The organism is Christensenella sp. KGMB01412, assembly GCF_055522415.1.
Genome location: NZ_JBVFVW010000005.1, coordinates 152,135 through 166,635, shown reverse-complemented (window position 1 = coordinate 166,635; position 14,501 = coordinate 152,135). Strand labels below are relative to the sequence as shown.

The window sequence follows — 14,501 nt, the reverse complement described above, 5'->3', positions numbered from 1 at the left end:
TGAAATACAAGGAGAAATTTTATGGAAGCAGCTTATGAGGTAGTTGCGTACGCATTGCGGTATTGGTTTATTGCGGCAGTGCTTGTGATACTCATTGCCGTGATCTACATTTCGTATAAGGAATACCAGCAAAAAAAATTCGTTATGAGCGAAATCAGCCAGTTCGGCGGTTATGCCAAGATCATCGGCGGCCCTGAGGAATTTATTGGCGACAGGTTTGGCCTGCGCGCGGAAAATACAATCGGCAGCGGCGCAAGCTGCGATATTGTATTGCCCGACAGGACCGTCGCTGCAACGCACGCGGTTATTTTTCAGGATGGCGACGACTACTATTTGAAGCCGATTGACAAAGCGCCTACCAAAATCAATGGACGGCTTGCAATCAACACGCACAAGCTCAAGACCGGCGACGCAATGTCGTTTGGGGATGTGCAAATGCGCATCTATTTCAAGAGGACGAGGATAGGAAATGATAATTAGAAGATACGGCGCGGGAATTATGCTCGCGTTCATGATATTGTTTTTGTTATCAGGTATGTTCCTGCTTGCGTTTGCGGGCGGAACGTTTGATATGCAGGCGGTGATCCTTGGCTGCGTTTTTGCAGTGTTTATCATCATACAGTACAATGTCCTGCGCAAGATATTCAAGCACCTTGAGCGCTTCACCCTGTTGATCGCAGATTTTTTGTGTATTATCAGCATTGTGATTTTGTACCGGATCAACCCGGAAACGGCAAGCAAGCAGTTTATCTGGATATTGATTGGCAACGTGTGCATGATCGTGGCAATGCTGGTGATAAAAAAGGCGCGTGATTTTGGGAAAATCAATTATGTTTTCATGGCGCTCGCAGTGGGGATGCTTGGCATTACATTTATTTTTGCCACGGCTACCAACGGCGCTAAAAACTGGATCGATATCGGGACGTTCCGGTTCCAGCCCAGCGAATTTGTAAAAATACTGTTCCTGATCGTGAGCGCGTATTTCCTTGCCTCCCGTACCAGAAAACGTGATATGTGGCCCTATTTCCTGTTTACGATTGCCTGTGTCGGGTGCCTTGTGCTTTCGAGGGACCTTGGCGCGGCGCTTCTCTTTTCCGGAACCTTCCTGATTGTGTTTTACGCGGCGACTGGGAGTGTGGGCATTACGCTTGGGGCGACGGCTGCATTTGCGGGCGGCGCATTCCTCTCCTATAAAATGTTCGCGCATGTCAGGACGCGCGTTGAGGTCTGGCAGGATCCATGGGCGACCTATGATGGGAAAGGTTACCAAATTGTGCAGGGGCTTCTTGCAATTGCGAGCGGCGGACTTCTTGGAAGCGGTCTCGGGCTGGGAATGCCGGACGTCATTCCTGCGAAGACGACGGACTATATTTTCGCCTCGATTGCAGAAGAGTTCGGCATCATCGTAGCGATCAGTATTATCGCGCTTTATCTTGTGTTTATTATTCGCGGTATCCTGATTGCAATGGATGCGCGAACAAAATTCGATAAACTGCTTGTGTTTGGAGCAACGGTTATGCTTTCCCTGCAAAGCTTTATCATTATCGGCGGGGTAATTAAGCTGATACCGCTTACCGGTATTACGATGCCTTTTGTAAGCTATGGCGGAAGCTCTATGCTTGCCTGCATGATGCAGCTTGGCATCATCGAGGGTGTTGCGCTCAAAAACGGTGAGTATGAAGAAGCGGAGCTTGCCGAGATGGGAGGCGGCGTGGAATGAAAAAAAAGGTAAACATCAAAAAGAATATGCGTGCAATGCTGGCGGTGTTTTGCTGCCTGTTCGTCCTGCTCGGCTCGTATCTCCTGTATTCCACAGTCGCATATGGCGACCAGTGGTTTACCACGCCGTTCAATCCGCGGATTTCAGCAACGAAAAATATTGAGAATGCAGGCTCGATCTACGACAGGAACGGCATCCCGCTTGCATATACCCAGAACGGGGAACGTAAATACGCGGAAGGCGAAGATATGCGCCGGGCGGTCAGCCATATCGTAGGAGATATTTACGGAAAGTCACAGGGGGCGGAAACCTTCTTTGCCAAATATTTGTATGGCTACGACCAAAATGTACTGGATAAATACAAAAGTGCGCAGAGCGGCCAAAAGGGCGGAGACGTGTATCTTACAATCGACGCGGACCTGTGCGAATATATTTACGACAATATGAATTCAGATCCGGGCGCTGTGGTGCTGATGAACTATGAAACGGGAGAAATCCTTGGCAGCGTCAGCAAGCCGACGTTTGATCCGTATACCGCCAAGGATGATACGGACGAAACCGGCGCGAAATTTATCAACCGCGTTACGCAGGGGTTATACCCGCCGGGCTCCACAATGAAAATTGTGACAGCTGCTGCTGCGATCGAAAATGGCGTGACCGGCCTTGAAATAGACTGTACGGGCAGCGACATCATCGAAGGCCAGAAAATAACCTGCCCCAAAAAGGGCGGCCATGGGCACGTGGATCTTGAAAGCGCGTTTGAAAAATCCTGCAATATCTATTTTGGGAAGCTGGCTGTGGAGCTTGGGGACGATGCAATGCTTAAAACAGCGGATCAGTTTGCGTTTAACTATAACTTCAAATTCCCGGATTTCACTCTGTATAACAGCCAATTTGTCGTGTCGGGCAATAAGGGGGACCTTGCGTGGGCGGGGATTGGACAGTATAAAGACCTCATCACACCCATGCACAATATGATGATTTCTGCGGGCGTTGCGAACGGCGGCACGATCATGCAGCCCAATACGCTCAAGGACGTGAAGTACGGCGGGACAAGCTCCTTTAGCTATACGCCGACTGCATTTCGTGAGATCATGCCGCAGGATGTGTCGGCACAGCTCACGGAGTACATGCGAAACACCGTGACGAGCGGTACGGCGACGAGTGCGGATATTGGCGGCCTGACGGTTTGCGGAAAAACGGGAACTGCGGAGTACGTGGACCAGGATACGGGCGAAACCAAAAACCATTCGTGGTTCGTCGGCTTCCTCGAGGATTCCGCACATCCGCTCGCAATCGCAGTGATTGGCGAGGGCGCGGGCTTCGGTTCGTCGTACGCGACTCCCCTTGCGGGCAAGATTCTGGAAAAAGCAGTGGATATGGGATATTAAAATTGACGCGCCCGGAGTGCCGGTTCCTGCCGTAATTGACGGGGATGTTGCTCTTTGGGCGCGTTTTGGAATTTTGATCTTCTCTTCCAATGGGAAGGGAATGGAGTTATGATATAAGCATGGAATTATCGGAAAAGCTGAAAAAGAGAATAAAAAATCTGCCGCAAACGCCGGGCGTATATATCATGCGCGACAAGGACGGAAAGGTGATCTACGTCGGCAAGGCGTTGGTGCTGAAAAATCGTGTCAGCTCGTATTTTCGTAAGGAAGCGCAAAAGTATGCGAAGGTTGCGGCGATGGTTTCGCATATTGACGACTTTGAGTATATTATTACGGATACCGAGCTTGAAGCGCTCATTTTGGAGTGTAACCTGATCAAAAAATACCGCCCGTACTATAATATCATGCTGAAGGACGATAAGCATTTTCCGTATGTGCGTGTGGACCTGAACGAACCTTTTCCGCGCGTTACTGTGGTGCGCAGCGTCAAGGACGACGGAGCGAAGTATTACGGGCCGTTTATTGCAGCACACGTAATTCGCGATGTGCTTGACCAGGTTTACCGGCTTTATCCTCTTCGCAGTTGCAACAACGATATACCGCGCATGATCGCAAGGGGGGAGCGCCCCTGCCTTAATTATGAGATGGGCCGGTGCATAGGGCCTTGTACGGGAAAGGTTTCCAAAGAGGAATACGACGAGCTTGTAAAAGAGGTAATCGGCGTGGTTTCCGGCAGCAATTCCAAAATCCGCAAGGAATTGGTCCGCAAAATGAATGAAGCGTCTGAAAATATGAATTTTGAACAGGCTGCGCTCATGAGAGACAGGATTGCCCTCATCGACCGCATCCGTGAAAAGCAACGCGCCGGATTTCCAAACCTTGACGACAAAGATGTATTTGCTGTGGAGAAGGGATTGAAAACAGCGGTGGTACAGGCATTTTTGTTCCGGGACGGAAAGCTTCTCTATGCGCAGAAATACTATTTCGATTATGACGGGGAGCCGCTTTCAGAGATTATGGGCCAGTTTATACAGCAATATTACGCGGAGAAGAGTGGAATTCCAAAGCATATTTATGTGCTGCCGCGTCCTGACGGCAGCGACCTCCTGATGGAGTGGCTGTCTGAAAAGCGCGGATCCAGGGTGGAAATCAGGGAAGCTGTGCGCGGGGACAACCGCAAGCTTGTGGAGCTTGCAAGAAAGAATGCAAGTGATGCAATTAAGATCAAAGAGGGGATGCAGGCGCAGCGTGAAGCGGCGGCGGGGAACCTTGCAAAAGCCCTTGGCATCGATGCGGAGTTAAAGCGCATCGAGTGCTACGACATTTCCAATACACAGGGGACAAACAATGTCGCGTCCATGGTGGTATTTACCGATGGAAAGCCGGACAGGAAAAAATACAGGCAGTTCAAAATCAAGGGATTCGAAGGTGCGAACGACTTTGCCTCATTGAATGAAACACTCGAACGCCGGCTTGTTCGTGGGCTTCGTGGAGACGAAAGCTTTCTCCCAATGCCGGATCTCATTATTATCGATGGCGGAAAGGGACAACTTCACGCTGCAAGAGATGCGCTTTTTTCGCTGGGCTGCGAGGACATACCCATTGTGAGCCTTGCCAAAAAGCAGGAAGAAATTTTTGTGCCGGGAAAAGAGGAAAGTATTCTTCTTAAGGTGGGCAGCCCGGAATTCCGGCTTGTGACAGGGATTCGTGACGAAGCGCACCGGTTTGCGATAACCTTTCACCGTAAGCTGCGCGAGAAACGCCATCACACGGGCGAGCTCGATCAGATCGAAGGGATTGGCGATACACGCAAGCGTACGCTGCTGAAGTTTTTTGGCAGCGTGAAGCGCGTCCGGGAGGCTTCCCTGGAAGAACTCAAAACGGTGAAAGGCCTGCCGGATCACGTTGCGGAAAAGGTTTACGAGCATTTTCATGGAGACAGCGCATCATAAACAAAAAAAGCCTGCACGGCCGTGCAAGCTTTTTACTGCGATTGTGTTTTATTCGCCAAAGCCGTTTTCTACAAGCTCGGCAAGCGCCTCTACAGAGTCCTTTTCATCGCTGCCGTTTGCGAACACATAAATAGACTCGCCCTTCTTAACACCCAGGGACAAAAGCCCCATAATGCTTTTGGCATTGATCTTTTTGTTGGAAAACTCAATCAGGATTTGTGAATCAAATTGATTTGCAACCTGCACAAAACTGGCTGCCGCCTTTGCTTTCAGTCCATCGTCGTTTGTAATCACAAGTTCTTTGTAAATCATTTTAAATCCTCCCTTTATGTTCATGGCGAGTGTGTATTATTATTGGTATTTAATGCGGTTTCTCAAATGGCTGCGCGAGCAACACCTGCAAGAAACCCGCTATGCAGCAAACGTTTTCATGCGCACAACGTGCGCTACGATTTGTTCATATGCTGTAAATCCAATGCGATGGCATTGAGCTTACGCAGGCGATGATTCATGCCTGATTTGGTTGTGCCTCCAAGCTCGCACAACTCCGACAGGGTAGCCTCAGGATACTCAAGGCGAAGCTCTGCCGCCTCGCGAAGCGTATCGCTCAGGTTTTCAAGACCGATTTCTTTTTCAATCCTGCGGATGCTCTCAAGCTGTGCCATTGCAGCGTTAACGGTTTTATTGATATTCGCCGTCTCGCAATTTACAGCCCGGTTGACATTATTACGCATCTCCTTTAACACACGCACATTTTCAAAGTTTAAAACTGCGGAATATGCACCGATCAGCGCCAATAGGTTTGAAATACTGTCACCTTCATTTAAGTATACCACAAAACTCTGCTTGCGGTGAATAATTTTTGCCCTGATTTCGTTTTTCAGCAGGATGCTGTAAAGCACCTGTGCAAAGGCTTCGGAACCTGCAACAAACTCCGCATGGTAATTTTTTTTCGGATTTGAAACCGTACCGCCTCCAAGGAATGCGCCGCGCAAAATCGCTGTGGCGCAGCATTCTTTTTCTGTCATTTCCCGAGGGGGAACCGCATCTGTGAGAAGGTTTCCTTCAAGCCCCAGGATTGAAAGCAAAAGCGTCGCGTTTTTGACTACAATCGTATAGCTGTGCTTTTTTTTCAGAAGGTTTTCCTTGATCTCGATGTCTGCATCCATTTTTAAGACGCGGGTTATCGTGTCAAAAATACGTTTTGCAACCGTCATGTTTTCCGTATTGTATTTGATGCTCACGCCGCCGGAATGAATACTGAGGTTTCCGCAAATAAGGGTAAATGCACAAAGCTCAGCGATGATACAGCAATCCCTTTCCTCGGCAAGCGTGCATATTTCGTCCTTGGCGGTTGAAGAAAAAGACATACAAAGCTCCTCCGCTCAGCAGTTTTTTTCGAGCGTCAGGTCGCGGTGCTCAAGCGTCACGCGCATTCCCGCATCCTGAAAACGCCGGAAAAGCTCTTCGGCAACAGCCACGCTGCGGTGCATCCCGCCCGTGCAGCCAATGCCGATCACAAGCTGGTTTTTGTCCTCGCTCACGAAACAGGGAGCCAGAGTATCCACTATTTTGACAAGCTCAGCCAGAAAGAACTGCGTCTGGTCGAAAGAAAGCACAAAATCGCGCACATCCTCGTCGAGGCCGGAATGTTTGCGCATTCCTTCCACATAAAACGGATTTTCGATAAAACGCATATCAAATACCATGTCCGCGTCAAGCGGAATGCCGCGTTTATAGCCAAATGAGATAATCGAAATCAGCAAACGGTTGTCCGTATCGCCGGAGTACATGGTATCGATCATCTTGCGGAGCTTCATTACATTGTAGGAAGAAGTATCGATCACGTGGTTTGCAATATCCTTAAGGCCCTGCAACTGTCGGCGTTCCATATGGATTCCCGAAAGGATTTCACCGCTGCCCGATACCGGATGCTTTCTGCGAACCTCCTTGAAACGCTTTACAAGGACGGCGTCCGAAGCGTCCAGAAACAGGATGTCAAGATCGAGGTCCATTGTTTTGAGCTCGTCGATGGTCGTATAGATGGAATCAAAGAAATCGCCCATACGCGCATCCACCGTCACGGCGACTTTATCACGTATATGCGTATTGCTCATACACAGCCGTGCAAAATCAGGAATCAGCTCAGGCATGAGGTTGTCTACGCAATAGTAGTTGAGATCCTCCAACCGCCGAAGAGCGGAAGACCTGCCCGCGCCCGATAAACCTGTTACGATTGTAAATTTCATATGTCTTCCTCCGCGCTGCCACGCGCCTGTCATTCTGTCGTTTGCCGCAAGACGGCTTTTATTGCTTCGCGTTGATAATCTGTTCCGCCTTCAGGCCTGCTTCTTCCGCCTTCCTGAGCGCGGGGAGAAAATCGCCCACGCGACCGGGAGAATGTGCGTCGCTGCCCACTGAGAATTTTACGCCCAGATCAGCGCATTGCCGGAGCTCTTCCGTTGTGAACTCAGGATGCTTTGCATTGATTTCCAGCACGACATTTTTTTCCGCCGCGTGCCGCGCGACCTTCAGGATATCGACTGGAAGCCCATAACCAATATGGACAATAATGTCGATATTGTTTTTATCCATCGCATTTAAATATGCCTGCGTATTGCGCTCCAGGGCGCGTTCGCTCTTTGTTTTGAAGAGAAGCATATGCAGCCTGTCCGCAACTGTCTTATAATGCACCAGCTTGTGGTAGCCCATCAGCTTTACGTCAAATGAGTCCGCGTAGTCCGGCGGCAGGTCGATATCGCCCTGTGCGGAAAGCAGGTTCAGTTCAACGCCTGCCAAAACGTCGATATCACTTTTGTATTTCTTACGCATCGCATCGATGTCGCGTAAATATGCGTCTACGTCTTTGATGTTGTAATACGAATGCAGCGGACCATGGTCGCTGATCACGATCTGCTGTAGCCCCGCGGAAATCGCGGCCTTTACGTTGTCCTCCACCGTGCCCGTCCCGTGGCTGTGAACGGTGTGCGTGTGCATATCTGCAATGATTTCTATCATAGCTAAAATTTACCCAATAACCTGACTTCCGGCTCCATGATGACTCCTGTACGTTCCTCCACCGTATGTTTCACATACAGGATCAGCTCGTAAATATCGCGGGAAGAGGCGTCCTTTGCGTTAATAATAAACCCTGCGTGCTTTTCTGAAACCTGTGCACCGCCTATCATATAGCCCTTTAAACCGCATTTTTCGATGAGCGTCCCCGCAAAATTTCCTTTTGGGCGTTTGAAGGTGCTGCCCGCGCTTGGATATTCAAGCGGCTGCTTTTCCCGCCGGCGGGCGTTAAAACCGTTCATCTTCGAGAGGGAAGCCTCCGGATCGCCGTCAGGAAGCGTAAACGCCGCGCCGAGCACGACATGGTTTTTTTCGAAAATAACGCTGTGGCGATAACCAAACTGCATATCTGCGGCAGGAATATCGATTATTTCGAATTCCGGAGTGAGCACGCGCGCGCTGGTAAAAAAGTCCCTGATTTCGCCGTCGTACGCGCCTGCGTTCATACATACCGCCCCGCCCACGCAGCCGGGAATACCGCCTGCAAATTCGAGACCTGCAAGTCCGGCGCGAATAGCCTCCATACAAAGGAGCTTCAGGTGCGCGCCTGATTGCGCAAAAATCCTGTTCCGCTCGATTGTAATTGCGTCAAAGCGGTCAGCAAGCTTTACCACGGCGCCTTGCAGCCCCTCGTCAGAGACGAGAAGATTGGAACCGCGGCCAATCACAACGAAGGGAATCCCTTCCTGCCGCAGGTCGTAAAGGACGCCCGCCACTTCCTCTTCCGTATGGGGAAGCAGCATGAGCTCCACAGGGCCGCCGGTTTTAAAGGTCGTATGTGCGGCCATCGGCTCATCCCGCCGCACACCCTCCCCGCCAAGGAAGGAGACAAATTTTGCAATAAGTTTATCTGAAATCATGACTGGGCAATCACATCCATTATATTTTGCGCGAGCCATTCGCCGCCGCCCTGACCAATGCTCTTCAGGCGGAAGTTCATCGCTGCGACCTCCATAACGATTGCGAGGTTACGCCCGGGGCGTACCGGAAGCGTGATCTGCGGCACCTTGATGCCAAGCAGCGTAATGTGGTTATCCGCTGTTCCAAGGCGGTCTATGTCGCGCACATCGCCCGGTTCGAGGTGAATGGACAACGTGATCGATTTTTCGCGTACGACAGAGCCCATACCATACAGTACGGAAACGTCGATGATGCCAAGCCCCCTGATTTCCATCATATGCCGTATGATGTCAGGAGATTGCCCGATCAGCGTATCGTCGGAAAGCTTGTGGATTTCCACAACGTCGTCCGCGACGAACCTGTGCCCGCGCTTTACAAGCTCGAGCGCAGTCTCGCTTTTGCCGACGCCGCTGTCGCCGGTGATAAACATGCCGACTCCGTAAACATCCATAAGCCCCCCGTGGCGGGAAATAACCGGCGCAAGGATCGCATCGAGGTAGATCGCCGTTTTGTGGCTCAGTTTGGTGGTGGTGAGTCCGGACATCAGCACCGGAACGTCATACTTTCGTGCAAGCTCCAAAAATTCATCAGGAGGCGTGAGGTTCCTTCCAATCAGCACGCAGGGTATTGCCTGCGAAAAAAAGCGGTCCAGCCGCTGCATACGTGTCTCGTGGTCAAGGGTTTGCAAATACGTGATTTCCGCCATGCCGAAAAGCTGTACGCGGTTCACTGCAAAATATTCAAAAAAGCCGCTCATCTGCAGGCCGGGACGGTTGAGGTCGCTTGAATCGATCTCCGCTGTGTCCCGCGTTCCCATATACACGATATTAAGATTGATCGCCTTTGCTAAATCTTCGATCTTAATGACACGTTTCATTTTGTGTCAACCTCCAAAATAAATTTTTGAATCGCTTTTGCAACGCCGTCATCCTCGCAGGACGCGGCGATATAATCGGCAGCTTCTTTGCAGGCCGGGGTTGCATTTTCCACCGCGACGCCGAGCCCCGCGTATTTGATCATGCTTTCATCGATTTCGCTGTCTCCAAGCGCCATCAGCTCCTCACGCTCCAGCCCCAGCTTCTTTGCGAGAAACTTGAGCGCGCTTCCCTTGGTGGCCTGCGGATTCAGCACCTCGAGAAAATAATTCTGGGATTTTTTGATCAGCATTTCAGGAAACATCGCTTCAAGCTCGACGCGGTGAAGCTCGAGGTTTTCGTTGCTGTCAATGATGAGGACTTTTGCCGCAAGGATCGGATCCATGTCCATCAGTCCGGGAGTCTCGATGCCGGTGTACTCGCAAATCCTCTCGTAATAATCGGATTGCTCGTTATGCTTCAGGTAATGGAACCCGTCATCCATATAAACCTGGAAATGAACGCCCTTGTCCGCTGCCCATTGCATTGCCTGCCGGGTAACGACAGGAGAGAGATAGGTTGAAAAAACGACCTTCCCATCCGGATCCACAACCTGTGCGCCGCCGCAGGCGATAGCATAGTCGTTGATACCGATCTTTTTCTTGAAAGGCGCGACGCCCGGATAGGCGCGGCCTGAGGCAAGCACGATCTGCACGCCTTTTTCATGCGCCGCGGTAATCGCGTCCATATTTGCCCGCGAAATGCGTTTTTCAGAATCAAGCAGGGTGTCGTCAAGATCAAGAGCAATCAGTTTATAAGCCATAAATATAGTTTGTCCTTCCTTTTTAAAAATTAATCAATAACTTAATTATACAGTATCAGTACATAATTTGAAAGCGTAAAATCCAGATGCGGAAGGCGCCAGATTGACGCGGAAAAAATTGTGCGCGGCGCGAAACGCCTGCATTTGCATGCAAAGGAGGAACCAGCCGGAGGGAAGGGTGGGCAGACGTGAAAAACGTTTTGCCGGCGGCACAAAAATTCACAGGATTTTTGCACAATTTTGTATGCCGTCATGCTATAATATGGAAAAGGCGGTTTTTTGTTTTATGATTGATTTTACACATTTGCATACGCATACGGAATATAGCCTTCTTGACGGCGCAGGGCGCATTGGAGACCTTGTGAACCGCGCGAAGGAGCTTGGGATGGATGCGCTTTCCATTACCGACCACGGCGTCATGTACGGCGTGATGGATTTTTATACGGCGGCCAAAAAAGCGGGGATTAAACCGATCATCGGCTGCGAAGTATACGTGGCGCCGGGCAGCAGGTTTGAGAAGAATTCCATGGCGCGGGAGTATGCGCACCTCATATTGCTTTGTAAGGATATGACGGGCTATAAAAACCTCATGAAGCTCGTTTCGGCAGGCTCGCTGGAAGGCTTTTACTATAAGCCGCGTATCGATTACGATCTTTTGAAGGCGCATACCCAGGGGCTTGTCTGCCTTTCCGCATGCCTTGCGGGAGATGTGCAGCGCCTGCTTGTTCAGAATGATTATAACGGCGCGAAGCAAATGGCGGAAAAGCTCCACGCTATGTTTGGCGAAGATTTTTATCTCGAGCTGCAGGATCACGGTATTCCGGAACAGCAGCGCATCAACCCGCTTTTGCTCAAGCTTGCCGACGAGACGGGGATTAAGGTTGTGGCAACCAACGACGTGCACTATGTCAATCAAGAGGACGCTTACGCGCAGGAAGTATTGATGTGCATCCAGACGGTTACGACCATAGACCAGCCCAGTAAAATGGCCTTCGCAACCGAAGAATTTTACCTCAAATCGCCAAAGGAAATGCAAAAGCTGTTTTCCTATATCCCGGAGGCGCTCTCCAATACGCGTGAAGTTGTCGATAAATGCAATCTGGAGTTTGAGTTTGGAAGCAACCACCTGCCTGAGTTTCAGGTGCCGGAGGGTTATACCAATTTTGAATATTTGAAGCATCTTGCGGAGGAAGGGCTGAAGAAGCACTACCCGGATGCGGACGGGGATACGGTCCAGCGCTTTGATTACGAGCTTAATACGATCAATGATATGGGCTTTACGGATTATTTCCTGATCGTATGGGATTTTGTGAATTTTGCCAAGGAAAGCGGTATTATGGTAGGGCCGGGCCGTGGCAGCGCGGCGGGCAGTATAGTCGCCTACTGCCTTGGCATTACCAATATCGATCCGATTGAATTTAACCTGCTCTTTGAGAGGTTTCTCAACCCGGAGCGCATCAGTATGCCGGATATCGATATCGACTTCTGCTATGAACGCAGGCAGGAGGTTATCGACTACGTGACGGAAAAATACGGCGAGGAGCGTGTCGCGCAAATCATCACCTTCGGTACAATGGGCGCACGTCTTGTGATCAGGGATGTTGCGCGCGTGATGAACATCAGCATCGCGGATGCGGACAAATGGGCCAAGATGGTGCCGTTTGAACTGAAAATGACGATCGATAAGGCGCTTGACCAGAATGCGCGCCTCAAGGCGGAATACGATAATAATCCCGACGCCAAAAAGGTGATCGACATCGCCCGTAAGCTGGAGGGAATGCCGCGTCATGCGTCCACGCACGCCGCAGGCGTAGTGATTGCCGACGCGCCCATAACGGATTATGTGCCGCTGCAAAAGAACCCCAAAGATGAAAATGTGATGACGCAGTACACCATGAAAAAGCTGGAGAGCATGGGGCTTTTGAAAATGGATTTTCTTGGGCTGCGTACCCTCACGGTGCTTCGCGACGCGGTGCAGATGATCAGCGAGAACCATGGAATCGATATTGAAATCGACCGTATCGATTTTAATGACAAAGAGGTGTATGACCTGATTTCATCAGGGGAAACGCTGGGCATGTTCCAGCTTGAAAGCGGCGGGATGCGCCGGCTGATGCAGGATTTGAAGCCGGAGAACCTCAATGACATCATGGTGGGAATATCCCTCTTCCGTCCGGGGCCGATGGAGAGCATACCGGAATACATCCGCAGCAAGCGCGACGCAAAGAATGTGCACTATATGCACCCGATGCTCGAACCGATTTTGAACGATACCTACGGCTGTATGGTCTATCAGGAGCAGATCATGCGGATCGTAAGGGATGTGGCGGGATATTCTATGGCAAGAAGCGATCTTGTGCGCCGCGCCATGAGTAAGAAGCAGCACGATGTGCTGGAAGAAGAACGCCGTATCTTTATCCATGGCGAGGAAAAGGATGGAAAAGTAGTCGTTGACGGCGCCATCCGCCGCGGTATGGACGAAAAAACCGCGACTGCATTGTTTGACCAGATGATGGCGTTTGCCAATTACGCGTTCAATAAATCGCACGCGTGCGCTTACGCAGTGGTGGCCTACCAGACGGCCTACCTCAAGTGCCATTATCCGGTGGAGTTTATGACAGCCCTGCTCAACAGCTTTATCGCCAGTAAGCAGAAGCTCGCGGAATATATCCAGAATTTAAAAACGGCGGGAGTTAAAATACTTCCGCCCGATGTGAACCAGTCGCAGATGCGCTTCACGACGGAGGATGGAGGCATCCGGTTTGGCCTGTCGGCGATCTCCTACGTTGGCGAAGCGATTGACGAGGTAATTACCCGCAGGGGGAACGGCTATCAGGATTTCACGGATTTTGTGGATAAAAACGTGGATGTGCTCAATAAAAAGCGGCTGGAAAGCCTGATACTTTCAGGCTGCTTTGATTGCTTTGGATACAGGCGTTCCCAGCTTGCCGCAGTGTATGAGCAGGTGCTTTCGGATGCTGCACAGCTCAGAAAGCGCCAGGCGAGCGGGCAGGTGTCCCTGTTTGACAGCATGGAAGGGGAGTTTGCGCCGCTATCGGTGCAGCTGCCGGATATTCCAGAATTTGAGGAGTCCCAAAAGCTTTCGTACGAAAAGGAAATGACAGGCCTTTACATCAGCGGACATCCACTCGACGGACTTGCGGGGGTACTGGGCGCGCGTCCGCTTTCGATTGGCGATATCATGCAGACGGCGGACGATGAAATGACCATGTATGAATACGACGGCAAGCAGGTAGAGCTTCTTGGCATTGTCACGAGTCTTCGCGTGCGGCCTACCAGGCAGAAAAAGATGATGGCGAACCTCGTGTTGGAAGACCTGACGGCGCAGATTAATGTGATCGCCTTTCCGAATGCCTTTTCGGCTGCGGAAGCGTTTTTGAAGACAGACGCGATTGTAACGGTCAGCGGAAAAATTACGGTAAGTACGCAAAGCGGGATCGAGCTGCTTGCGGAGCGTATTGCGAAATATGTACCGGACGATCTGTTTTTCACAGGCAAGCAGATGTATGTAAAACTCGCACAGGATAAGGACTGCGATGTGGACGGGATGATGCGCATCATGGGCAGGTATCCCGGCGGAAGCAGCGTGGTCGTTTATGTGGAAAAGACAGGGCAGAAATATAAGCTGTGCGGTACGCGCAGCGTATCCTACCAGGCAAAACTTGTGGAAGAACTGCAAAATTATCTCGGCAAGGAAAACGTGGTGGTAAAATAGCGGCCGTATCCGTGAATCTTTGTGATTTATATTGTGTTTTCGCAAAAGGT

General features: G+C 50.6%; 12 protein-coding genes. 5 read left to right on the top strand and 7 right to left on the bottom strand.

What is annotated here, in order from left to right:
- Positions 1 to 21: 21 nt before the first annotated feature.
- The 4 genes from ACS5WU_RS10060 (at position 22) to uvrC (ending at position 5,063) form a co-directional block, all read left to right on the top strand.
- A complete protein-coding gene (locus tag ACS5WU_RS10060) occupies positions 22 to 480 on the top strand; it encodes an FHA domain-containing protein (protein ID WP_046442799.1) in 459 nt (152 codons plus the stop codon).
- Entirely contained in the window at positions 470 to 1,720 is a 1,251-nt protein-coding gene (locus tag ACS5WU_RS10055) for an FtsW/RodA/SpoVE family cell cycle protein (RefSeq protein WP_052740312.1), read from the top strand. The genes ACS5WU_RS10060 and ACS5WU_RS10055 overlap by 11 nt, the downstream gene beginning before the upstream one ends.
- Positions 1,717 to 3,111, top strand: coding sequence for a peptidoglycan D,D-transpeptidase FtsI family protein (locus ACS5WU_RS10050; RefSeq protein WP_046442798.1), 1,395 nt, complete (start codon positions 1,717 to 1,719; stop codon positions 3,109 to 3,111). The genes ACS5WU_RS10055 and ACS5WU_RS10050 overlap by 4 nt, the downstream gene beginning before the upstream one ends.
- 119 nt (positions 3,112 to 3,230) lie before the next feature.
- Positions 3,231 to 5,063 (top strand): excinuclease ABC subunit UvrC, encoded by a 1,833-nt coding sequence (uvrC, locus tag ACS5WU_RS10045; protein ID WP_302761714.1) that lies wholly within the window; start codon positions 3,231 to 3,233, stop codon positions 5,061 to 5,063.
- A gap of 48 nt (positions 5,064 to 5,111) precedes the next feature.
- Here the strand turns inward: uvrC and ACS5WU_RS10040 are convergent, their stop codons facing one another.
- The 7 genes from ACS5WU_RS10040 to ACS5WU_RS10010 all read right to left on the bottom strand — a co-directional run bounded on the left by ACS5WU_RS10040 (position 5,112) and on the right by ACS5WU_RS10010 (position 10,715).
- The gene (locus ACS5WU_RS10040) at positions 5,112 to 5,375 is read right to left on the bottom strand and encodes an HPr family phosphocarrier protein (RefSeq protein WP_046442796.1); all 264 of its coding nucleotides are present in this window, start codon (positions 5,373 to 5,375) and stop codon (positions 5,112 to 5,114) included.
- 134 nt (positions 5,376 to 5,509) lie between these two features.
- Positions 5,510 to 6,433: a DNA-binding protein WhiA gene (gene whiA, locus ACS5WU_RS10035; protein WP_046442795.1), complete on the bottom strand. Its 924-nt coding sequence runs from the start codon at positions 6,431 to 6,433 to the stop codon at positions 5,510 to 5,512.
- A 15-nt stretch (positions 6,434 to 6,448) separates the two neighbouring features.
- A complete protein-coding gene (rapZ, locus tag ACS5WU_RS10030) occupies positions 6,449 to 7,312 on the bottom strand; it encodes an RNase adapter RapZ (RefSeq protein ID WP_046442794.1) in 864 nt (287 codons plus the stop codon).
- 58 nt (positions 7,313 to 7,370) lie between these two features.
- A complete protein-coding gene (locus tag ACS5WU_RS10025; protein ID WP_302760253.1) occupies positions 7,371 to 8,081 on the bottom strand; it encodes a PHP domain-containing protein in 711 nt (236 codons plus the stop codon).
- A gap of 2 nt (positions 8,082 to 8,083) precedes the next feature.
- Positions 8,084 to 8,998: a UDP-N-acetylmuramate dehydrogenase gene (gene murB / locus ACS5WU_RS10020; RefSeq protein WP_046442793.1), complete on the bottom strand. Its 915-nt coding sequence runs from the start codon at positions 8,996 to 8,998 to the stop codon at positions 8,084 to 8,086.
- Positions 8,995 to 9,915: an HPr(Ser) kinase/phosphatase gene (gene hprK / locus ACS5WU_RS10015; protein WP_046442792.1), complete on the bottom strand. Its 921-nt coding sequence runs from the start codon at positions 9,913 to 9,915 to the stop codon at positions 8,995 to 8,997. The genes murB and hprK overlap by 4 nt, the downstream gene beginning before the upstream one ends.
- Complete coding sequence (locus tag ACS5WU_RS10010) at positions 9,912 to 10,715, bottom strand: Cof-type HAD-IIB family hydrolase (RefSeq protein WP_320607290.1); 804 nt, start codon at positions 10,713 to 10,715, stop codon at positions 9,912 to 9,914. The genes hprK and ACS5WU_RS10010 overlap by 4 nt, the downstream gene beginning before the upstream one ends.
- A 286-nt stretch (positions 10,716 to 11,001) precedes the next feature.
- On the opposite strand from ACS5WU_RS10010, the gene ACS5WU_RS10005 reads away from it, so the two are divergent.
- Complete coding sequence (locus ACS5WU_RS10005; RefSeq protein ID WP_059108717.1) at positions 11,002 to 14,451, top strand: DNA polymerase III subunit alpha; 3,450 nt, start codon at positions 11,002 to 11,004, stop codon at positions 14,449 to 14,451.
- Positions 14,452 to 14,501 lie beyond the last annotated feature (50 nt).

What these genes read in the sequence shown, in the direction of transcription:
- ACS5WU_RS10060 (WP_046442799.1), top strand. Translation starts at nt 22, where the DNA reads ATGGAAGCAGCTTATGAGGTAGTTGCGTACGCATTGCGGTATTGGTTT.
- ACS5WU_RS10055 (WP_052740312.1), top strand. Translation starts at nt 470, where the DNA reads ATGATAATTAGAAGATACGGCGCGGGAATTATGCTCGCGTTCATGATA.
- ACS5WU_RS10050 (WP_046442798.1), top strand. Translation starts at nt 1,717, where the DNA reads ATGAAAAAAAAGGTAAACATCAAAAAGAATATGCGTGCAATGCTGGCG.
- uvrC (WP_302761714.1), top strand. Translation starts at nt 3,231, where the DNA reads ATGGAATTATCGGAAAAGCTGAAAAAGAGAATAAAAAATCTGCCGCAA.
- ACS5WU_RS10040 (WP_046442796.1), bottom strand. Translation starts at nt 5,375, where the DNA reads ATGATTTACAAAGAACTTGTGATTACAAACGACGATGGACTGAAAGCA.
- whiA (WP_046442795.1), bottom strand. Translation starts at nt 6,433, where the DNA reads ATGTCTTTTTCTTCAACCGCCAAGGACGAAATATGCACGCTTGCCGAG.
- rapZ (WP_046442794.1), bottom strand. Translation starts at nt 7,312, where the DNA reads ATGAAATTTACAATCGTAACAGGTTTATCGGGCGCGGGCAGGTCTTCC.
- ACS5WU_RS10025 (WP_302760253.1), bottom strand. Translation starts at nt 8,081, where the DNA reads ATGATAGAAATCATTGCAGATATGCACACGCACACCGTTCACAGCCAC.
- murB (WP_046442793.1), bottom strand. Translation starts at nt 8,998, where the DNA reads ATGATTTCAGATAAACTTATTGCAAAATTTGTCTCCTTCCTTGGCGGG.
- hprK (WP_046442792.1), bottom strand. Translation starts at nt 9,915, where the DNA reads ATGAAACGTGTCATTAAGATCGAAGATTTAGCAAAGGCGATCAATCTT.
- ACS5WU_RS10010 (WP_320607290.1), bottom strand. Translation starts at nt 10,715, where the DNA reads ATGGCTTATAAACTGATTGCTCTTGATCTTGACGACACCCTGCTTGAT.
- ACS5WU_RS10005 (WP_059108717.1), top strand. Translation starts at nt 11,002, where the DNA reads ATGATTGATTTTACACATTTGCATACGCATACGGAATATAGCCTTCTT.